15 protein-coding genes are annotated in these 20,824 nt (G+C 44.1%); 2 read left to right on the top strand and 13 right to left on the bottom strand.

Going from position 1 to position 20,824, the window contains the following annotated elements; genetic code table 11:
- Nucleotides 1–6: 6 nt before the first annotated feature.
- The 5 genes from Q0R52_RS00530 to Q0R52_RS00510 form a co-directional block, all read right to left on the bottom strand.
- Nucleotides 7–1,668 carry an altronate dehydratase family protein gene (locus Q0R52_RS00530; RefSeq protein WP_295790842.1) on the bottom strand — a complete coding sequence of 554 codons (1,662 nt, stop codon included), beginning with the start codon at nucleotides 1,666–1,668 and terminating at the stop codon, nucleotides 7–9.
- Nucleotides 1,669–1,728: 60 nt separating this feature from the next.
- Nucleotides 1,729–3,000 (bottom strand): L-fucose:H+ symporter permease, encoded by a 1,272-nt coding sequence (gene fucP / locus Q0R52_RS00525; protein WP_295790839.1) that lies wholly within the window; start codon nucleotides 2,998–3,000, stop codon nucleotides 1,729–1,731.
- Nucleotides 3,001–3,375: 375 nt separating this feature from the next.
- Nucleotides 3,376–3,963 carry an LUD domain-containing protein gene (locus Q0R52_RS00520; protein ID WP_295790837.1) on the bottom strand — a complete coding sequence of 196 codons (588 nt, stop codon included), beginning with the start codon at nucleotides 3,961–3,963 and terminating at the stop codon, nucleotides 3,376–3,378.
- The gene (locus Q0R52_RS00515; protein WP_295790834.1) at nucleotides 3,960–5,351 is read right to left on the bottom strand and encodes a lactate utilization protein B; all 1,392 of its coding nucleotides are present in this window, start codon (nucleotides 5,349–5,351) and stop codon (nucleotides 3,960–3,962) included. Before Q0R52_RS00515 ends, Q0R52_RS00520 begins: the two co-directional genes overlap by 4 nt.
- A 20-nt stretch (nucleotides 5,352–5,371) precedes the next feature.
- Entirely contained in the window at nucleotides 5,372–6,115 is a 744-nt protein-coding gene (locus Q0R52_RS00510; protein WP_252789044.1) for a (Fe-S)-binding protein, read from the bottom strand.
- A gap of 345 nt (nucleotides 6,116–6,460) precedes the next feature.
- On the opposite strand from Q0R52_RS00510, the gene Q0R52_RS00505 reads away from it, so the two are divergent.
- Nucleotides 6,461–7,342, top strand: a complete 882-nt coding sequence (locus Q0R52_RS00505) for an AraC family transcriptional regulator (protein ID WP_295790825.1) — start codon at nucleotides 6,461–6,463, stop codon at nucleotides 7,340–7,342.
- Here the strand turns inward: Q0R52_RS00505 and Q0R52_RS00500 are convergent.
- The 8 genes from Q0R52_RS00500 to Q0R52_RS00465 all read right to left on the bottom strand — a co-directional run bounded on the left by Q0R52_RS00500 (nucleotide 7,316) and on the right by Q0R52_RS00465 (nucleotide 18,918).
- On the bottom strand, nucleotides 7,316–7,999 hold the full coding sequence (locus tag Q0R52_RS00500) for an LUD domain-containing protein (RefSeq protein ID WP_295790822.1): 684 nt from the start codon (nucleotides 7,997–7,999) through the stop codon (nucleotides 7,316–7,318). The two genes, Q0R52_RS00505 and Q0R52_RS00500, sit on opposite strands and share 27 nt — an antisense overlap.
- On the bottom strand, nucleotides 7,996–9,372 hold the full coding sequence (locus tag Q0R52_RS00495; RefSeq protein WP_295790819.1) for a lactate utilization protein B: 1,377 nt from the start codon (nucleotides 9,370–9,372) through the stop codon (nucleotides 7,996–7,998). The genes Q0R52_RS00500 and Q0R52_RS00495 overlap by 4 nt, the downstream gene beginning before the upstream one ends.
- Before the next feature lies 1 nt (nucleotide 9,373).
- Nucleotides 9,374–10,102 (bottom strand): (Fe-S)-binding protein, encoded by a 729-nt coding sequence (locus tag Q0R52_RS00490; protein ID WP_295790815.1) that lies wholly within the window; start codon nucleotides 10,100–10,102, stop codon nucleotides 9,374–9,376.
- Complete coding sequence (locus Q0R52_RS00485; protein WP_295790813.1) at nucleotides 10,099–11,484, bottom strand: FGGY family carbohydrate kinase; 1,386 nt, start codon at nucleotides 11,482–11,484, stop codon at nucleotides 10,099–10,101. The genes Q0R52_RS00490 and Q0R52_RS00485 overlap by 4 nt, the downstream gene beginning before the upstream one ends.
- A gap of 18 nt (nucleotides 11,485–11,502) precedes the next feature.
- On the bottom strand, nucleotides 11,503–12,777 hold the full coding sequence (locus tag Q0R52_RS00480; protein WP_295790810.1) for a sugar isomerase: 1,275 nt from the start codon (nucleotides 12,775–12,777) through the stop codon (nucleotides 11,503–11,505).
- Between the two features lie 36 nt (nucleotides 12,778–12,813).
- On the bottom strand, nucleotides 12,814–14,934 hold the full coding sequence (locus tag Q0R52_RS00475) for a bifunctional aldolase/short-chain dehydrogenase (RefSeq protein WP_295790807.1): 2,121 nt from the start codon (nucleotides 14,932–14,934) through the stop codon (nucleotides 12,814–12,816).
- A gap of 376 nt (nucleotides 14,935–15,310) precedes the next feature.
- Nucleotides 15,311–18,607, bottom strand: coding sequence for a glycosyl hydrolase (locus tag Q0R52_RS00470; protein WP_295790804.1), 3,297 nt, complete (start codon nucleotides 18,605–18,607; stop codon nucleotides 15,311–15,313).
- Between the two features lie 14 nt (nucleotides 18,608–18,621).
- Entirely contained in the window at nucleotides 18,622–18,918 is a 297-nt protein-coding gene (locus Q0R52_RS00465) for a hypothetical protein (protein WP_295790802.1), read from the bottom strand.
- Between the two features lie 265 nt (nucleotides 18,919–19,183).
- On the opposite strand from Q0R52_RS00465, the gene Q0R52_RS00460 reads away from it, so the two are divergent.
- The gene (locus Q0R52_RS00460) at nucleotides 19,184–20,767 is read left to right on the top strand and encodes a Na+/H+ antiporter (protein ID WP_295790798.1); all 1,584 of its coding nucleotides are present in this window, start codon (nucleotides 19,184–19,186) and stop codon (nucleotides 20,765–20,767) included.
- Nucleotides 20,768–20,824: the final 57 nt, after the last annotated feature.

Genomic DNA, 20,824 nt, shown 5'->3' with positions numbered 1-20,824 from the left:
TGTAAATTATAATGAAACCCCTCTTTTCCAGGGAATAAAATCGTCCTGCCCAAGCAAAACTGCCTTTGGTTGAATGTTTCCGCTGGCCACTTCTATCACAAAATCCAAAATACGTTCGCCGGCCTGTGGTATTGTTTCCATCCCTTCTACTACGGTACCACAATTAATGTCAATAATATCCGGCATTCGTTTGTAAACGTTCGTGTTAGTGGAAATTTTAATAACCGGAGCAACAGGGTTACCCGTAGGTGTACCCAAACCAGTAGTAAACAGCACCACGTTTGCCCCCGAACCAACTTCTGCGGTTGTGCTTTCCACATCGCTCCCGGGAGTACATAAAAGGTTAAGCCCGCTTTTTGTAACCTTTTGCGGATAATCGAGAACGTCAGTTACCGGCGAAGTACCGCCCTTCTTTGCAGCCCCTGCTGATTTTATTGCATCTGTTATTAAACCGTCTTTAATATTTCCAGGTGAGGGATTGGCATGAAATCCAGAACCATCTTCTACCGCACGGGCATTATACGTCCGCATCAGCCCAATAAATTTTAATGCAGTATCATCATCAACACACCTGTCGCTCAACTCCTGTTCAACACCGCATAATTCAGGAAATTCAGCCAGTATTACACTTCCACCCAACGAAACCAATATATCTGAAACATACCCCAAAGCAGGATTTGCAGAAATACCTGAAAAACCGTCTGAACCGCCGCATTCCATGCCGATACAAAGCTTTGATAAAGGCGCGGGTTGGCGCTCCAGTTTGTTGGCTTCCATCAGGCCAGCAAATGTTTCTTTTAATGCAGCCTGCAACAATTTACTTTCTGTACCTATTTTTTGTTGTTCCAGAACGATCAGCGGTTTATTAAAATCCGGATCTCTTTTCCTGATTTCGCTAACAAGAATATCGGCCTGGGCGTGCTGGCAACCTAAACTTAATATGGTGGCACCGGCTACGTTTGGATGGGTAACATAGCCTGCAATTAGCCCGCATAATGCATCCGAGTCCGTACGGGTACCGCCGCAACCCATATCATGACTTAAGAATTTAATTCCGTCAATGTTTTTAAATACCTTTTTTGACGCCGATTCTTCGATTCCTGATTGCAGATCCACCTGGAGTATTTCCTCAACCGATTTTCCGGCTTGGTATAAATTAATAAGGCTCTCAACTTCGGTCTCATAACTTTTGGCCTTTTTAAATCCGAGCTTTCCTGTTAAGGCCTCTTTCAATACCTCTATATTACGGTTCTCACAAAAAACCAGGGGCACTACAATCCAGTAATTGGCAGTGCCAACAGCACCATCGTTGCGGTGATACCCCATAAATATTTTATCAGAAAAGTTTGATATATCGGGTTTGCGCCATTCGGTTTTGCGTTCTCCCAATTTGAAGTCTTCCGTTGCATGGTGTACGTTAGTAACGGTTATTGCACTCCCCTGCTCTATGTGTTCTGTTGCTTTGCCTACTAAAACTCCGTACATAAATATCTCATGCCCGGCATTAACAGTCTCCAGAGTAAACTTGTGTTTTGAAGTCACATCTGTTTTTAAGCTGAACGATTGCCCGCGAAATTGAATAGGGGTTCCCCGGGGCATATCCTGTAACGCTACCAATACGTTGTCGCGGTGATGAATTTGTAGAAATTTATTTATAGGATCAGCCATTGGGAATATTTTAGTATTTATAGTCTTTGGTATTAATGTCGCTGGAATAAGCCCCCGGGCCTAACCTGTAGTATTATGATGTGTTACTTTGTGCCCCTTTAACCCAAAATACAACACCATAACAAAACAAACACAGGGTATTATATAAGCATTTTGAATACTGCCCGTCCAATCAGAAATTAGTCCCATCAACAGCGGAGCAACACCACCGCCAATAATTGACATAACCAAAAATGAAGATGCAATTTTTGTTTCTTTTCCAAGACCTTTTATTCCCAATGCAAAAATTGTGGGATACATTATGGACATAAAAAAAGGAACTGCCAGAATTGAATACAATGCAACATCCCCTTTGGTATTTAGTGCCACAAGAATCAGTAAAATATTCATCGCCGCATAAAAACTTAGTAAACGGGCAGGGTTAATGTATTTCATCAAAAAAGTGCCGACAAATCGCCCAACCATAAATCCAACCATTGCTATGGAACCCCACATAAACGCCGCATTTTTCTCACTTGTGCCGGCAACGTATTTGGCGTAGCGAATGAAAAAGCTACCTACACCCACCTGCGCGCCAACGTAGAAAAATTGGGCTAAAACGGCCATAGATAAATGCTGGTGTTTTAATACCTTAATAGAAAAGTCTGTTCCTGGCGTATGTGCATCTACTGCACTGTCATCCTCTTTTACTTCGGGAATATGGGTAAACAGAAATAATATTATTAAAACAATTACGCCACCTGCAATTATTAAGTAAGGAATTTTAACAGTATTTGCTTCTGACTGGAGGTAGGAAGCCAACCCGGTGGCCGACATTTTTTTTAGTTCTCCGGGCGTATGCTCAATACCCGAAAGGATAACCTGTCCACCAATGATCGGTGCAATGAATGACCCAACCCCGTTGAACGACTGCGCAAAATTTAACCTCCGTGCTGATGTATCTTTATCGCCCAAACCGGCAATATATGGGTTGGCGATGGCTTCTAAAAATGTGGCCCCGCTTGCTATTACAAAAAGTGCTACCAGAAAAAAGGTGTAGTTGCGTTCGCTTGCCGCCGGGACAAATAAAATGGCGCCAATTGCATAAAGTATCAACCCAAGTATGATTCCGCGCTTATAACCATATTTATGCATGAACAACCCGGCAGGAATTGCGATTACAAAGTACGCAAGGTAAACCGACGCGTCAATAAAGGAGGATTGGGTATCGCTTAACTGGCATGCCTTTTTCAAATGGGGAATAAGAATTGGATTAATATTATGTAAAAACGCCCACAGGAAAAAAAGGGAAATAACGAGGATTAAAGGGAATAAATATTTGTTTTTGGGCATATATCTGGGTTTATGTTGGTCGCCCCGACATTTAAATTTTCATCTAATGCCTGGTAAATTAAAAAAGTGTTATTTGGTAAATAATGAGCTGTTCAAATATTGGGTAGGACAAAAAAAGTTTATTTTTAGCGCTCTTAGTTTTGTTTTATTATCTAACTATTCAGTAAAATTGGCATAACCCCACAATTAAATCACCACGGAATTGCTAAAACTGCGTGTTAATTTATTGTTTGAACCGATATCACGCGAATCGCAGCCAAAAAAGCACCCGGTTAAGGGTGCTTCAGTCAATCAACTAATCAACTTAATCATGATCTCACTATGATTAATTTTGTCTTAATAATTTAATGATATAAATCCTCATTATTCGCCTCATTACATCATTAAAAAAACTGTCATGCTTTTTGGGCCATGAGCCCCTAAAACAAGTGACTGTTCAATATCAGCCGTTTTAGAAGGGCCCGCAATAAATGTCCCGTAGCCATAATCATCAGCGTTTATCACCTCATAGGCGGCATGCATATTAGAAACTATATCACCGGCGTTGAGCACAACAGCCAAATGCTGGCAGATAAATGGCAAGGCCCGATCGCTTAATCCCTTCTCAGTAACCCAAACAGCACCGTTTTCGGCTACCGCTAACCGGGTATCAATTACTGCGTAATCGACATCGCTAAGGGCATGTGGCGAAGTTGAAGATTGGTGCATCAATTCGGCCACATTGTTAAGGGCAGGAATGTTAGTTACGGTGCGTGGCCCCTGATTAAAGTTTTGAAGGATATAATTTTGTATTTCTATCATGGTTTCAACCGGGATAACAGTACCGCCGATACCAGTTAAAACATTAATAAATGTTTCCGATAAATAAATGCATTCTGCATCTAAAAATTCAAACTCCGGAAATGGAGCGGTTCGTGGTTGATTTTCAGCAACTGCGGTTAATATTTTATTCCTGCTGCTCATATATCTTTAGGTTTATTATTTCTGTTCTTTTTATACCATTCTCCGAATGAGTTTTCCGGGACTACGGGCAGCTCACGCTGTTTGTACCACGGGTTAAATTGATTGTTAACAGCAAAGGGAGCCCGCTTCATCATTAGCCTGCCGAGCTTGCCGGCAACTTTATATGATACAGGCGAAGAAAGCACTCTTGTCATCGCACCCATTGCTGCTTTTTTGGCTACGGGGGCATGCCCGCTTTTCACAATTACCTGGCGCCATTTGTATAATTGGTCGTGTATATCAATTTTAACCGGGCATACATTTGTACAGGAGCCACATAACGTTGAAGCAAATGGAAGATCTGCGTGTTTCTTCATATCAAGGTTGGGCGCAAGTATTGACCCGATAGGTCCGGCTATGGCATTATTATAACTATGCCCGCCGCTGCGCCTGTAAACCGGGCATGTATTCATACATGCACCACAACGTATGCATTTTAATGAATTGCGAAAATCCTCCCGGCCAAGTTGTTTACTGCGTCCATTATCAACAATAACAATATGTGTACTGGCGCCAGGGCGCGGTGTTTTAAAATGACTAGAATAAGTTGTAACCGGCTGGCCGGTAGCACTCCGGGCGAGTACCCTTAAAAATACCCCCAGGTGCTTTCTTTTGGGTATAATTTTTTCAATACCCATACTTGCAATATGTATATCGGCCAGATGTGCACCCATATCAGCATTCCCTTCATTTGTGCAAACCACAAATTCGCCGGTCTCCGCTACTGCAAAATTGACACCTGTAAGAGCAGCTTTTCTTGTTAAAAAGGTTTCCCGCAAGTGTCGCCTCGCGGTTTCGGTTAAAAAAACAGGATCAGCATTACCTGCCGGTGTACCCAGGTGCTGATGAAACAATTCACCAATTTCTTCCTTTTTTTTGTGGATACAGGGCAATACAATATGGCTGGGATGTTCATTGGCCAGTTGAACGATAAACTCGCCCAGGTCTGTGTCAATCACGTCAACCCCGTTAAGATTAAGATACTCGTTTAAATTACACTCTTCCGTGAGCATCGATTTACTTTTCACGATCTTTTTTACGCCATTTGACTGCAATAATTCAAGGACTATTTCATTGTGCTCCTTGGCATCAATTGCCCAGTGAACGTGAACCCCATTTGCCTGGGCATTAGCCTCAAATTGCTTCAAATAACCGGAAAGATTGGCCAGCACATTATTTTTTATTTGCGACCCAGCCTCTCTTAATTCCTCCCATCCGGGTATTTTTTTAACAGCATTATCTCTTTTTTGCCTTACCCACCACAATGTTTCATCATGCCAGTCGACCCTAGGAGCATCTTTGTTAAATTCATTAGCTAAAGCCGCGTGATCCTTATCAGTAGTTTTCATTAATTTTTTCTAACAATTGCTTAAACGGTGCATTCTCCATTCAAAATCTCGGCAATATGAATCACTTTAAGCGGACTGCCTTGTCTGCGCAAAATCCCCTCCATATGCATTAAACAGGAAAGATCGGCTGCGGTGATGTACTCAACCCCATTCCTAATATGGTCTGCAACCCTATCCTTACCCATTTTTACTGAAACAGCTTCCTCGGCTACACAAAAAGTCCCGCCGAAGCCACAGCATTCATCAGCCCTGTCAAGCGGCATTATTTCAAGGCCGGCAATCATATCGAGCAAATAGCGGGGCTTCGAAAATGAAGGGGCAACTAATTCTGTCATTTGTGAAAGTTGCAGCCCCCGCTGTCCATGGCAACTTTGGTGTATACCAACTTTATGCGGAAAGCTCCCTTTCAGGTTTGTTATTTTTAGCACATCTGTCAAAAACTCCACTAATTCATAAACCTTGTTTCTAATTGCGGCAGCTTTTGCTTCATTTTTATCGGATTGCAAATGATGTTTTATATGCAGAACACAACTCCCGGAAGGACAAACTATGTAATCAAAAGCAGAAAAATTCTCTATAAACAACTCATTGCAACCGCCGGTGAGGTGTTCAAAGCCGGAATTGGCCATGGGCTGACCGCAGCAGGTTTGCCTTGATGGATATTGTACGTCCACACCTAATTTCTCCAGCAACTCTAAGGTTGCAATAGCTGCACCCGGATAAAACTGATCAACATAACAAGGCACAAACAAACCAACTTTCATATCATTTTCCTTTAATAATCATTCAGCGCTATCGTTTTTTAATTGGATCACTAAAAAAGCCATTATTCTTAAAAGGTAATTGTGTTTAATAAGCACAGTATTAACTAATTTTATCTGTTTTGGGTAGGTCAATTGGCCGTTTAAACCGCGCCTTTACGCTTATCATAACGCGCCATCGTAGAGCGCCCCATTAAACTCTTGAAGGTTTTTCTGCTAGTGATCATCTACAGTAATTTCTTTAATTATCAAATCATTAAGCGTAATTGGCATTATTGGCTTTTCAGAGTCGATTCTGTTGTAAATTATGCTGAATGCAATTATATTCGTTTTACCGATTAATTTGCCATGAAGCCCCAACTGCTTAGAGTCACTAATGATATTGTCCATTCGTTTAGCGTGAGGCGCGATACAGTTCCTTGCATTAATAATCACTGGCACTACCACCCGGAGGTCGAGTTAATTTATTTTAAAAAGGGTAATGGGACTCAATTCATTGGGGATAGTATAAAGCGTTTTCAATCGGGCGACGTGGTGCTGGTTGGCTCGTATTTACCACATTACTGGAGATTTGATGATGCCTATTTTAATAATGGCGTTAAAACCTGCGCAGATGTAAAAGTCGTGCACTTCAACGAACTTTTTTGGGGGGATAGTTTTCTAAATTTACCCGAAAACAGGGTAATAAAAACAACCCTCGAATGTGCAAAAAGAGGAATTCAGATTAAAGGGAAGGCGAAACAACAAATAGCTGATTTGTTCAACACCCATTTGAATACTGAAGGGCCCGGCAAAATCATCTTCTTAATGGAAGCTTTGATGGCAGCAAGCCGATGCAAAGATGACCAGTTATCATCTATCGCATTTCATCATAATGTTGACGATTTGGATAAAGACCGGATCAGCGCCATTTACGACTATTCATTAGCTCACTTTAAAAATGTAATAACACTTGAAGAGATTGCGGAAGTGGCAAATATCAGCCCAAGTTCATTTTGCCGGTTCTTTAAAGCAAAAACACGAAAAACCTATACTCAGTTTATAAATGAGATCAGGATAGGCAACGCCTGTAAACTGCTTATTGAAAATAAAATTAACGTTAAACAAATTTGTTATGAAAGCGGCTTTAACAATTTCGCGAGCTTTCATAAATTTTTCAAGCTAATTAACGGAAAAAGCCCTTTAAATTATCAAAAGGAGGTTTTAGCAGAAAACGGACATATAAACTAAGGTAAGTATAATGGCGACTTTTGTTTTAGCCAAATAATTCTGAAATAATTTAACAAGTTCGGCCTGCTTAAATATCCTCAGAAAAACCGTCATGGATCGTGATCCATGCGCCCCCAGCACCAGCGACTGCTCAATGTCTGCAGTTTTAGACGGGCCGGCAATAAATGTTGCAAATCCGTATTTTTCATCTCCTATTTTTTCATAGGCATGGTGCATGGTTGGTACGATGTTACTTTTGTCCATGATTACAACCAGGTGCTGGCAAATAAATGGGGTTACCCTTTGACCTAGTCGATTTTCGTTAAGCCAAATTGCCCCATTTTCGGCAATGCCCATATCAGCCTGCAAAACTGCCAGTTCAATATTGTCCAGTGTGTGCGGTAAATCTTTAATATCTGCCTGTGGTGCTCGCATGCCAAGTGAATCGGACAGCAAGTTTACTACCCTTTGGCCGGCAGCGGTGTTCATTTCAATATATGCAGTTACTTCGTCGAGCCTGGCTATGTTTATCACCTTTCCACCTATTGCCGTAAGTACCTCTGTAAATTTTTCGACCACATTTATTTCGCCGCCTTTTAAAATATCAAGATCGGGCAAGAGCGATAAGCGCGGTTGACTAGCTGCAACCGCCGAAAGTATTTTGTCCCTGCTGCTCATTTCTTACGATTTTCATTATACCATTCGCCAAATGACTGTTCCGGTGGCTCCGGCATGTCGCGTTGCTTAAACCAGGGGTTAAACTTGTTGTTAACCGCAAAGGGGGCGTGTTTTAAAACCCAGCGTCCAACCTTGCCTCCCGTATGGTAGGCTGCTGGCGACGACAGCGTGAAAGCCATCAATTTCATCGATGCCTTTTTGGCCGTTGTGGTATAGCCTTTTTGCACGATAACCTGCCTCCATTTATACAATTGCTGATGAATGTCGATTTTAACCGGGCAAACATTAGAGCAGGATCCACAAAGGGTTGAAGCAAATGGCAGGTCGGCGTATTTCTCCATATCCAGGTTAGGCGCTAAAATAGCCCCGATAGGGCCGGCTATGGCTGTATGATAACTATGTCCGCCGCTTCGGCGGTAAACCGGGCAGGTGTTCATACAGGCCCCGCAGCGGATACATTTCAGCGAGTTCCTGAAGTCCTCCCGACCAAGCTGGATGCTCCGGCCATTGTCTACAATAATGATGTGCATTTGCTGTCCATCACGTGGCTTAACAAAATGGCTTGAATAAGTAGTAATAGGCTGCCCTGTTGCGCTGCGGGCCAGCAGGCGTAAAAAAACGCCAAGGTGTTTTCTTTGAGGTATAATCTTTTCGATGCCCATGCTGGCAATATGTATATCTGCCAGGTGAGCGCCCATGTCGGCATTACCTTCGTTGGTGCATACTACAAATTCGCCGGTTTCCGCAACAGCAAAGTTCACACCTGTCAGGGCCGCTTTTCGCGTTAAAAACACCTCGCGCAGGTGCTGCCGGGCTGCTTCGGTTAAAAGCTGCGGATCAGCATTACCGGCTGGTGTGCCCAAATGGATATGAAAAAGGTCGCCTATTTCTTCTTTCTTTTTATGGATGCAGGGCAACACAATATGACTTGGCGGTTCTTTGGCCAATTGCACAATGCGTTCGCCGAGGTCGGAGTCTATTACATCAATACCCTGTTGCTCCAGGTATTCGTTCAAATGGCACTCTTCAGTAAGCATCGATTTGCTTTTCACCATTTTCCTGATTCCGTTTTTCAGCAGGAGCTCTAAGACTATTTCGTTATGTTCTTTTGCATCGGCGGCCCAGTGAACTATAATTCCGTTGGCTTGTGCATTTACCTCAAACTGCTGCAGGTATTCGTTAAGGTTTGATAGTACGTTGTCTTTTATCTGCGATGCTGCCTCGCGCAAAGCCTCCCATCCGGGCAGGCCGTGAGCCATTTTATCGCGCTTTTGCCGTACCCACCAAAGCGTTTCATCGTGCCAGTCGACCCGGTTTTCATCTTTGTTAAAAATGGCTGCTAATTCAGCATGATCTTTTAATCCGCTCTCCATCTTATCCCGCGTTTAATATTTCGGCTATGTGCAGCACTTTTACTTTACTACCCTGCCTGTTTAAAATTCCTTCCATGTGCATCAGGCACGACATGTCGACCCCGGTAATATATTCTGCACCATGCTCCAAATGATCGGCCACCCTGTCCTTACCCATTTTAACCGACACCGCTTCTTCGGCGACACAAAACGTACCGCCAAAACCGCAGCATTCATCTTTCCTGTTTAATGGGATTAATTCAATACCTTCCACCATATTGAGCAGGCTACCGGGCTTTGAATATTCGGGGGCTGCCAACTCGGTCATTTGCGAAAGGTGCAGACCGCGCTGTCCGTGACAACTTTGGTGCATACCTACCTTATGCGGAAACTTTGCCGGAAGACTTTTTACTTTCAACACATCGGTTAAAAATTCAGTCAGCTCGTACACTTTATGATTAATTGTTTCCTGCGGATCAGCATCGCCATGTAAGTGCTCCTTTATATGCAAAACACAGCTGCCGGATGGCGCTACCACATAATCAAATCCGGCAAAGTTCTTAATAAAAAGGTCGTTGCAACCGCCTGTTAAATGCTCAAAGCCGGAGTTGGCCATTGGCTGGCCGCAACAGGTTTGATTGGGTGGATAGGTTACATCTACACCCAGCTTTTCTAATAATTGGAGGGTTGCAATTGCAGCGCCCGGGTAAAATTGATCAACGTAGCAGGGGATAAACAAGCCAACTTTCATAAAGCTAACGTTTGATTGGCAGAGTAATAAGTTAAATTAATAATGTCGTTCGGGATCGCCTTGCGGTTCCATTCTTTATGAATAACCAGGGCAGCGCCCACAGCCGAAGCCTGCGCCATTGATGCAGCATAAACTTCGATATGCGGAAAAGCAAGCGAAAGCAGGTGCATATAAACGCTATTTTTACTGAACCCGCCGTCGACAAATATCCGGGTAACCTTTGTGCCCTTAAGCACAAGCTGCACCGATTCAATCTGTAATTGCATTATATCTATCATTAATTGATGATAGGCTTCAATTTCATCTTTAAATTCGGAAATTTCCCGATCCGCAAAATGGGATTTTTTATTGAGGTTAACGCCATCCTCTTTATTGTCCGTTTTATTTTTAAGCCTGGCAATTAATTCCGGCTCGAAAGACACGGTCCTGAAACTGATAATATTTTTATTAAAGTGGTCTGCAATCCGTTTTACTTGTTGCTCGTGTTCCATCCCGGCAAACAACCTCGAGGCCTTTACGGGCTTGCCCTGGTATTGTAAATAGCTTAAACAGTCTTCCTTAAGCTCTTCCACCGTTAATGGCTGGTGGTTAAACGGATTTAAACTAATGCACCAGGTACCTGTGGATATAAGCACAAAAGGCTCGTGAAAATTCATCAGGTACGGAATAAGGGCCGCCGAACTGTCATGCAGGCCCACCCCTACCTTGTATTTATTACCCGGGAACAATGCAGCCAGCACTTTATTTGCGGGAACAACAGGCGGCAATTTCATTGTGATACCTTCGCGCTGAATCCATTCATGATAACGGTTATTTTCAAAATCCCACATCCCGGTATGGCAGCCAATGCTTGTAAGATCTGAATATGGTTCGCCGGTGAGCAAAAAGCTCATATATTGTGGCAGGTGCAAGGCATATTTAATCTTGTTGAAAATTTCAGGATTTTCCCTTTTTACACGATACACCTGTAATCCTGAGTTTAATGAGCCTAAAACCGGCGAAGCGGTAGCTAAACTAAACCGCTCCTCGCCCCCATATTTGCTGTAAAACTCCTTGCTTAATTCTTCGGGATAGGGTTTCAGATAATTGTACAACGGGCAAACGGTTTTACCTGTTTCGTCGACATAAACAAAGCTTGCCCCGTACGTCGAGAAATTGACAGCTTTTACCTGGAACTCCTTTAACCTGAACACTTCGCTCAAAGAATCAAACACCGAAAGCCGCAGGCTCTCCACGTTTTCGCAGGGAAATCCATCTTCATCAACCGTCTCAATAAACCGCGCCGATTTTTCAAAAACTATCTTATAATTCTCGTCGAATAAAAACAGCTTTTTGTTGGTTTTGCCAACGTCGAAAACGGCAATTACAGGTATTGCGCTCATCTGTTAGTTTGATATTTATTAAAGCCCTGTCGCAACGGTTTTTAAACCACGTTCCTTTATCAAATTCTCTCTCACTTGTAAATTTCTGTAAGCGTTTACAGGGCTCAAAGCACCGCCCGATAACAGGCTTGCCTGGGCAACTAGTGGCCTAACATCCGTGCGGTAAGCTTGCTGCAATATTTCCTGCGCAAGGGTTACGTCGTTATTTTGCTGGGCCGCTTTTAGGGCTGCTTTATCAACAATTAACGCTTGTGCATAGGCTATTTTAATTGCCTGTACAGATTGTAAAAGGTCTTCAATCGGGTCCTTTACATTATGTGATGCATCTATCATCCAGCCGATATCGGTAGCATGGGTCATGCCGCGGGCATCCATCCCCTCAACCAATTCATTAAATATCAGGAACAGTTGGTATGGGTTTATACTACCTACTGTTAAATCATCATCACCGTATTTCGAATCGTTAAAGTGGAAACCGGCTAGTTTGCCTTCCATCAACAGCAATGAAACTATTTGCTCAATGTTTGTATTGGGTAAGTGATGACCTAAGTCAACCAGGGTTGATGCTTTGGCGCCGAGTTTATTAGCCAGCAGTAATGATTGCCCCCAATCGCCGATGGTTGTTGAATAAAAATTGGGTTCAAAAGGCTTGTACTCAATCCACATTTTCCAGTCATCAGGTAGCGTGGTATAAATTTCCTGCAAACTTTCCAGCGTGTTCTGAAAGCCCTGCCGAAAATTCAACTGACCGGGAAAGTTTGAACCATCCGAAAGCCAAACCGACAACGCCTTTGAATCGAGCTGGACGCCGTATTTTATTACTTCGATATTATGTTCAATGGCTTGTTTGCGCACCGCCTTATCAACGTGGTGCAGTGAGCCAAATTTGTAGCTGTGTTTTTGATTAGGCTGATCCTGGAAAGTGTTTGAGTTTACCGCATCAAAATGTAGTCCGAGTTGCGCAGCAAGTGCTTTTATGGCTGGCGCATTATCAGGAATATCCCAGGGTATATGCAAGGATATTGAATTGCTCGATTTATTCAGCGCATTGATTACGCCCACATCTTCTATCTTTTCCTCCAGGCTGCGCGGCTCTCCGCCGCCCGAAAACCTGCCAAAACGCGTGCCACCAGTGCCCAATGCCCAGCTCGGGATGGCCACATTAAATGCCTGCAGTTTGCTCATCACATCATCCAGCCAAGGTAAGTTATGGCTCACAAAATCAAGCTTACGCTTATGTTCGGCTAGTTCCTGGTGATTAAGCTCTTCTATTTTATATTTTTCAACTTGCATAATCCGTTTTATAATTGGTTTTCTTCTCAATAATATTTATCGCACAAAACCGGCTGCCACCCCGCCATCAACATTTATAACATTCCCGGTAGATTTGCTGAGCAAGCCGCCTGTTAAAGCAAAGCAGGCGTTGGCAATATCTTCCGGAAGGATAATTTCATTCAGCAGTGTTCTTCCGGCGTAATAAGCGGGCAATTCTTCAACCGTTATACCATAAGCTTTAGCCCGGCCTTCGGCCCATCCGCCGGCCCATATATTGCTGTCGCTTATCACGGCATCGGGGTTAATTACATTTACGCGTATTTTATCCACACCTAATTCGGCAGCATTAAGCCTGCTCAAATGAAGCTGGGCTGCTTTGGCGCTGCCATACCCTGCATTGTTAGGCCCGCTTACCAGTGCATTTTTGCTGACGATATTAATAATATCGCCACCTATATTTTGCTTTTTCATTACCGCAACTGCCGCCTGGGTAACCATAAACTGACCTTTTACTAAAACGTCGTATAACAGGTCCCAGTCTTTTTCAGTATGGTCGGCTATAGTTTTCGAAATGGACAGGCCTGCGTTATTCACCACCAGGTCGACTCCGCCAAAGGCTAAAATAGCGGCAGCCATAGCGTTTGCAATTTCAGCGGCTTTGGTAACGTCGAGCGTTACAGTTGTAAAGCTGTCTTTACCAAAAAGCTTTCCGAATTCCTCGCCAGCGCCCTGCAAGCGTTCCGCATTCATATCGTTCAGTACCACAACGGCGCCCTCCTGCACCAGTTTCTTGGCGATGGCTTTACCAATACCGCCGGCACTGCCTGTTATTAAGGCAATACGCCCTGAAAGCGCCTTTGGTTTTGGCATACGCTGAAGCTTAGCCTCTTCGAGCAGCCAGTACTCAATATCAAAAGCTTCCTGCCGGGGCAGCGAGGTGTAGGTAGATATGGCCTCAGCCCCCTTCATTACGTTAATGGCATTGATATAAAATTCCGCAGCAACACGCGCGGTTTGTTTATCTTTCGCAAAAGTAAACATGCCCACGCCGGGGAACAGAATAACTACCGGGTTTGCATCGCGAATGGCAGGGCTGTTCGGGTGCTTGCAGGTGTTATAATAATCAGCATACATTTTGCGGTATGCTTCAAACGCAGGCGTAAGTTTTTCCTTTATCGCTTTTACATCTGACAAATCATCTGCTGCACCCAAATCCAATACCAGCGGGCTGATCTTAGTCCTTAAAAAATGGTCGGGACAACTGGTGCCCATCGGGGCCAGGCGATCAAGGTCGTTTGAGTTGATGTATTCCAAAACTCTTGCATCATCAGTAAAATGGCCTATCATTTTAGTTTGCGATGAGCAGAAACCACGCAGCACAGGCGCAAGTGCAACCGCTTGTTTTCTGCGGTTATCAGCATCAAGACTTTGCAGTTTTTGCCCGCCAAAAACAGGGCCTTTTTTACCGTAGTTTGCTTCCAGGTATTCGGCGCACTTTTCTATTACCTCAAGCGTGTTGATGTAGCTTTCGTAGGCAGTATCGCCCCAGGTAAACAAACCATGCGAACCAAGCATTATTCCGCGGATGCCGGGGTTGCTGTCAAGGCATTCCTTTAATTGCAGGCCCAAATCAAAACCTGGGCGCTGCCAGTTAACCCAGCCTATGGTACCATTAAAAAGCTCACGGGTTATTTTTTCGCCATCTGCTGCTGCTGCTATGGCTATAGCTGCATCGGGGTGCAAATGGTCGATATGTTTAAATGGTAAAAAGCCGTGCAGCGGCGTATCAATGGAAGGCGCTTTTGAGTTAAGGTCGAAAATGCTGTGGTTAAAAAGTTCAACCATTTCATCTTCGTGCTCAATGCCACGGTAAACATTCTTCAGGCTGCGCAACCTGTCGACATACAACGCAGCCAGGCCGCTCTTTTTCAAGGTGCCGATATCACCGCCCGAGCCTTTAATCCACATAACTTCAACTTCTTTGCCGGTCAAGGGGTCTTTATCCATCACTTTGCATGATGTGTTGCCACCGCCGTAGTTGGTTAACCTCAGGTCGGCGCCAAGTAAATTGGAGCGGTATATCAGCAGGGCCACTTCATCGCCGGCAAGTTTTGCAGCGGCGGCATCGTCCCATAAATAGCTTACGTGTTTAAATTGTGTGGAAACTATAGACATTGTATTAATCGATTTATGTTTTTTAAAAGTTAAAATTGGCTGCACCAGTTTAAGCGACGGCAAGTTAAATACGTTTTTTCTTTCAACCGTCATCTACTGTCATGGTAGTGATAATTTTATTTCAAAATTGCGCTATTAAGTAAATTTTTATATGAATTCGGCATAAGCAAACCGCCGCCGCACCACAAATTCTCTTCAGCCGCGTGCAACCATAGCTTGGCCGCAGCGAACCGAAAGTTTGTGGAAAGGCATCGGCAAAGCGTTCCATTTTTATACACGGAACACCCGGAACGCTGTGAAACATGCTGATTATCAGGCGTTCCATTTTTTACCAAATGCAAGCTTCCTAAAAAACACCATATCTCCGATTGTAAAATCAATCTTGTTTTTCAGTCAAAATAGTTACCGGCCCAAGCAATCCGCTCGTCCTCAGCTTAGCATCCTTCGGCGGCCCGCTTATCGTCCATGTTTTTCGTTTGTCTTCTGGTTGTGCCGCATCATAGGCCAACCTGTTAAACCAGGTACTGGTAACTTCAACCTTTATGGTGTTTTTGCCCGGTGTAATTCCTTTGGTAATATCCACCTGGTAAGGGGTCGACCAAACCGTGCCCATATCCTTACCATTTACAATAACTTTTGCTATCATGGCAACTTTGCCCAAATTAAGTATAAAGCTGTTGGCGGCAGCCGGGTTTCCGGCTTCAAATGTAGTTGAATAAGTTGCAGTGCCTGAAAATGCTTTGCCTTCATTCGTGATGTCAAGGTCCTTCCATGCTTTTAGTTCATCTACCTTAACAGACTGCGGTGCGCCCCAACCACCAGGAAACGCAAGCGTCCAGTTATTATTTAGCGGCGTGGTTGCGATCACCTTAGTAATTACAGGATCCGGCGTTTTTTCATTATGATGAAAAACCACGAAACATGACCCAGCCTGGGGCAAATCAAATTCCACCGGCGAACGGCCGTCTTTTTCTATACTGATCAGCGGTTTAACAGCGCCTGTAACGGCATCCCATAATTCGACCTTACCGTTTGTTCTGAAGTTCAGGGTGCCTTTAAATGGTTTGCCTTTCGGCGCGGTTACGAAGTACCAATCGGCACCCTGCACTTTCCTGTGTAACCAAAGGGCGGTGTCGCCGCTCACGTCGGGTGCTATTTTTAATTCGTTTAATGCTGTCAGTAATGATAAACCGGCAATGATCTTGCCTTTTCCAATCATGCGAATGCCTGCCGGTCTTCTATTTCCCCAGATATTTTTTACTGCCGTACTAAAACGGATCTGTGCACTATTGCCTCCGCTTAAGGTTCCTAGTTCTTTCGGTGCATCACCAATAACAACGGCTCCTTCATTTATCAATTTGCTGATCTTTTCGAGTGTTTTGGGCAACATGTGCGTGGTTTTTGGCAGCCACAGCACTTTATAAGTAACCCCTTCCGGAGTGGTAAGCAAGCCATTTTTAACGCTGAGCCTGTTAAGCAAAACATCAGGATTACAATAATCATATTTAAAACCAGCGGGAAAAGGCGCATTTTGATCTGGTTTATGATCTATCTCATCACCCAGGTACCATAACACATCAGATACCGGTTTGCCGCGTTCCAACAGATAGCTGCAGCGTGCAAAATAAGCGTTGAGCGACGGCATGTGCTTCCACCATGTTTCGCCCCTGAGGAATGGCGTGCCGATACCAGCACCAAATGACGTACCCGGCGGCAGATAATTAATTTGCGGGTTATGCGTATAGGTATGATATACCAGGTGCGTTACCCCTTCAATCATATTGATATTTGCAACCTCTTTAAGCATTTCCCATTGTTCGTCCCAGGTCAGTTCAAAAGAGGTAAATGATTCTGCCGCAACACGCGGTTTACCATAAAGCCGGGCAGCAGAGGCACATGGCTTTATCGGCTTAAAATTTAAGGAACCTACGAACCCGTTGGTGATTGGCTGCCAGAATTCGCACATTGGTACATCAGCGAACTTATAGTACTCCATTATATCGCCGGGAAACACGTCTCCGGCAGCGGTTTCATATGTAACGGACAGTTTATTTTGCCTGGCTAAAGTTGACATCCGTCCATAAAAATTATCGGTATAAAGGTTATTAATCACCGATTTCCAATCGTGCAGGAAACGGAAAGTGGTTTCCTGATCTTTCAAAACATACCCAAAAAGGGCCGGGATCCATTGCCTGAGCTGATAGCCTGATCGTTGTTTAAACTCAGCCTCCATATCGCTTGTCCAGGTTTGCGCACCGCACTCCCAGCTATCCATGGTCATACTGGTAAGCAAGCCGTTTTTTAAAGGTCCGTCACTGCCTGAAAGGCGACCGATATATCCAGCGAAATGAGCGTTTGCCCCATTTTGTGAGAGTTTATCACACTCCCATCCAGTCCCTTCGGGCGGCGCGGGGCCATTTTTTTTGCCCGCATTAACATGGCCCACACGCAGGATTATCCAATCACCGGCAGGTACATTCCATTGAAGAATACCTTTAGCGTCAACCATGTTAGTGATGTCCCGAATCTGTGCCGGATCAATATAAGCCTTCTTGTCCTGGTTATATTTTCCATCACTTGGGCCAACACTTCGTAATACCCAGGCGGCTTCCGCTTCCCAATTGTTTTCCCTTGCAGCAGAAAAGAAATTGCAGAAGCTAACATTGATGGGATGTTTATTGACGATCGAAATTCTGAATTTTTTAGACCGAATATCTTTCGAACATGCTAAAGAAAGCGGCAAATCGTCCTGGAAGTTGCTTGCCGGTAGGTCTTTGTTGAGTATTTCCTCCAATTTACCGTCCGGCAGAATTGCTTCGATCTTTATTTTTACACCAGGCTCATAAGCCCATGTGGGATTTAACCTGTTTACACTCGGCAATTGAACAGTTCTGATAACTGTCGCTTTTGAAAATGTAATTTCGAACCAACCGGGATTGGCAATCGTTGAAGGGTTAAGCGCTGCAGGCGTACCGGATTTTTTCATCAGCAGCGCCTCCCATGGGTTATTGCCGCTGCCTTTAACGGCAGCCGCTTTCAGCGTGTCGCCATTATCATCCAGTGGCCGTGGAAATGCCAATACAGCAATGTTGTTATAATCGCGCCATGACTCTCTGCTTGGCTGCGGTATGGCCAGCGTCATCTTTATTTTGCCCTTTCCGCCGCGTATGTCGGTACGCGACCAAACCAACTGGCGCATCGCTTGTGAAGGATTAATCCACGGGCCGCCAGCCATCGCCCAGCCGGGACAATTCTCCATAGAAAACTTTAATCCTAACCGCCGGGATTCAAGCGCTGTATGTTTAACAGCATCATCCCATAGCGGGCTCAGGCACGCAATAGGCGTATCCACACCTGGCCACCTTCCCCCAAATTGCCCGTGAAAAAGCGTTATGCCCGAGGTGCCAGCACCCGCAATAGCTTCCAGATCGGCAGTGATACCTTTTTTTGAAACATTGCCGCCAATAAAATGAAACCAGGTTTCCGGGTAATAAACCTTTTCGGGAGCCATAAAGGCCGTTTTATCCCGGCTTCCAAAAACGGTATCCAATGCCTTAGCAGATGGCTTGAAAGGAGCTCTTAGAGTTTGAGCAGTCGCCGTATTTAAGCAAACCAGGGTAAAAAAGGCTGCTGCCGATAAAAACGATACTTTATATTTTTTTATTCTTTCCATTATCATTATCTGCTTTAATTGTTAATAGCCTGGAGCTTATGCCGGTCGCCACTATTCGGTATCCTGTTTCCAGGTAAAATATCTTTTTGATTTTTAATTCTTCTGTGGCTGGTAATTTTGATGGTTTGCCCACAATTTGGCAAACACTTCGGGTACAATATCTTTACTTCTTCACGGTCACGTGTTTTGTTATATGCGTGATTTAACAATAGTACGCTATGGCGTCCATATATTTCCTTGCAGGCTGCACTGTCGCCCGATTGCAGCAAGGCAACTAATTCGAAATCGGACAGGCCACTACATGTTACCATGCGAAATAATTTTATAAACTAAAAGACCGAATAGGCTTTACTGACCTGTTTTAAGACAAACTCGAATTTCAAAAAGATAATTGGCTTATAACAAAGCACTAAGCTAAATACAAATTGGAGGTCATCTATCCTGCACTATCTTATGCGGAGGGGCGGCCATAATCCGCTCAAAACAAATACCCAAGTGCACTCATTAAAACTCCGCTTTAAATTTTTCCTTATTTTAGAAGCGTATTTACCCATGAATTAACTACAAATAAAACCGATGCATACTATTTTGCCTTTTTTGCTCGCGACGGTTGCCGCAGTTGTGCTGCTTGAAATGTGGGCCACCAAACTAAAAATTGCTTATCCAATTTTATTGGTAGTTGCGGGGCTGCTCGTCAGTTTTATTCCGGGGCTGCCGGCAGTTAGGATAAACCCTGATCTTATCTTTTTCATTTTTCTGCCGCCATTGTTATTTGAAGCCTGCTGGACCATCTCCTATAAAGAAATGAAAAAGTGGTGGCGCATCATCACCAGCTTTGCTTTCCTGGTGGTGTTTTTCACTGCATTATCGGTAGCTATTGTAGCTAACCACTATATCCCCGGATTTTCAATAGCCCTTGGTTTTTTACTTGGAGGGATCGTCGCCCCGCCAGATGCGGTAAGTACCGGGGCAATTACCAAATTTGTAAAGATTCCGAGGTCCACGTCTGCTGTGTTGGAAGGCGAAAGCTTGTTGAATGATGCTTCATCGCTTATTATTTTCCGCTTTGCGTTGCTGGCGGTAGGTACGGGGCAATTCATATGGCAACAGGCGGCTATGAGTTTTTTATGGATGGTAATTGGTGGGGCAGGCGTTGGCTTGCTGCTGGCCTGGGTATTCGTACAAGCACATAAGCGCCTGCCTACCGATGCCTCGTCTGACATAGCGCTTACGCTTATTGAGCCTTATTTTATGTATTGGGTGGCCGAGCAGTTACATTGCTCGGGCGTACTGGCTGTGGTAGCGGGTGGTTTGTTTATGTCGATAAGGCGGCTCAAATTTTTAAACAGCGCCAGCCGCGTAAAGGGCTTTAGCGTTTGGGAAAGTTTTGTTTTTATATTGAATGGTATCGTTTTTCTTATTATCGGCCTGGAGCTTCCTGAAATTGTTGAAGGTTTGCATGTAAAGGGCATTCCATTAAGCACCGCGATTGGCTATGGTCTACTGGTTACTGCCGTGCTGATCGTAGCGAGGATCATTAGTGCCTATGTTGCTATGGCTGCCACACTTATCTTTAGGCCGAGCGTAGTTCAGCGGTCTGGCTCTACCGGCAGGACATTATTGTTGCCGCTCATGCTGGGTTGGTGCGGTATGCGGGGAGTGGTATCGCTGGCCGCTGCTTTGGCCATCCCCATTACACTGGATAGCGGCCTGGAGTTTCCGCAGCGAAACCTTATCCTGTTTATCACTTTTGTTGTGATCCTGGTGACACTTGTTTTACAGGGCCTAACGCTACCCATTTTTATAAGAAAATCGCACATATACGACAAGTTAACAAACGAAGAAATAGAAAAATCGACCAGGCAAAAAATGAAGCATGGATTGAAGCAACATGTTCACCAGTTTTTGAAGGTTAAATATGAAAATGATTTGAACGGCAATGCCGGCATGGAAAGTTTACTGAAACTTTGGGAGGAACGGGCGAAAATTGCAGCCGACAGCGTGTTGAGTGAAAAGAAAATGGTGATTTTTTTAGAACTGCTCGAAAGCCAGCGGCGGTACCTTAATGAACTTAATAAAGACCCGGATATTGACGAAGAAATTATCCGTGAGCAATTGTACCAGATAGATTTGGAAGAGGAGCGGATGAAGATAATTTGAAGGGAAGAGAGTGATAGCTTTTCACCCCTTTTGTTGTAAGGATAACGCCTTTTTTCG

It is taken from the genome of Mucilaginibacter sp., assembly GCF_025359345.1.
Taxonomy (GTDB): domain Bacteria; phylum Bacteroidota; class Bacteroidia; order Sphingobacteriales; family Sphingobacteriaceae; genus Mucilaginibacter.
The sequence above is the reverse complement of the archived record's forward strand: the minus strand, read 5'-3'. Positions and strand labels throughout refer to the sequence as shown.

What these genes read in the sequence shown, in the direction of transcription:
- Q0R52_RS00530 (WP_295790842.1), bottom strand. Translation starts at nt 1,668, where the DNA reads ATGGCTGATCCTATAAATAAATTTCTACAAATTCATCACCGCGACAAC.
- fucP (WP_295790839.1), bottom strand. Translation starts at nt 3,000, where the DNA reads ATGCCCAAAAACAAATATTTATTCCCTTTAATCCTCGTTATTTCCCTT.
- Q0R52_RS00520 (WP_295790837.1), bottom strand. Translation starts at nt 3,963, where the DNA reads ATGAGCAGCAGGAATAAAATATTAACCGCAGTTGCTGAAAATCAACCA.
- Q0R52_RS00515 (WP_295790834.1), bottom strand. Translation starts at nt 5,351, where the DNA reads ATGAAAACTACTGATAAGGATCACGCGGCTTTAGCTAATGAATTTAAC.
- Q0R52_RS00510 (WP_252789044.1), bottom strand. Translation starts at nt 6,115, where the DNA reads ATGAAAGTTGGTTTGTTTGTGCCTTGTTATGTTGATCAGTTTTATCCG.
- Q0R52_RS00505 (WP_295790825.1), top strand. Translation starts at nt 6,461, where the DNA reads ATGAAGCCCCAACTGCTTAGAGTCACTAATGATATTGTCCATTCGTTT.
- Q0R52_RS00500 (WP_295790822.1), bottom strand. Translation starts at nt 7,999, where the DNA reads ATGAGCAGCAGGGACAAAATACTTTCGGCGGTTGCAGCTAGTCAACCG.
- Q0R52_RS00495 (WP_295790819.1), bottom strand. Translation starts at nt 9,372, where the DNA reads ATGGAGAGCGGATTAAAAGATCATGCTGAATTAGCAGCCATTTTTAAC.
- Q0R52_RS00490 (WP_295790815.1), bottom strand. Translation starts at nt 10,102, where the DNA reads ATGAAAGTTGGCTTGTTTATCCCCTGCTACGTTGATCAATTTTACCCG.
- Q0R52_RS00485 (WP_295790813.1), bottom strand. Translation starts at nt 11,484, where the DNA reads ATGAGCGCAATACCTGTAATTGCCGTTTTCGACGTTGGCAAAACCAAC.
- Q0R52_RS00480 (WP_295790810.1), bottom strand. Translation starts at nt 12,777, where the DNA reads ATGCAAGTTGAAAAATATAAAATAGAAGAGCTTAATCACCAGGAACTA.
- Q0R52_RS00475 (WP_295790807.1), bottom strand. Translation starts at nt 14,934, where the DNA reads ATGTCTATAGTTTCCACACAATTTAAACACGTAAGCTATTTATGGGAC.
- Q0R52_RS00470 (WP_295790804.1), bottom strand. Translation starts at nt 18,607, where the DNA reads ATGGAAAGAATAAAAAAATATAAAGTATCGTTTTTATCGGCAGCAGCC.
- Q0R52_RS00465 (WP_295790802.1), bottom strand. Translation starts at nt 18,918, where the DNA reads ATGGTAACATGTAGTGGCCTGTCCGATTTCGAATTAGTTGCCTTGCTG.
- Q0R52_RS00460 (WP_295790798.1), top strand. Translation starts at nt 19,184, where the DNA reads ATGCATACTATTTTGCCTTTTTTGCTCGCGACGGTTGCCGCAGTTGTG.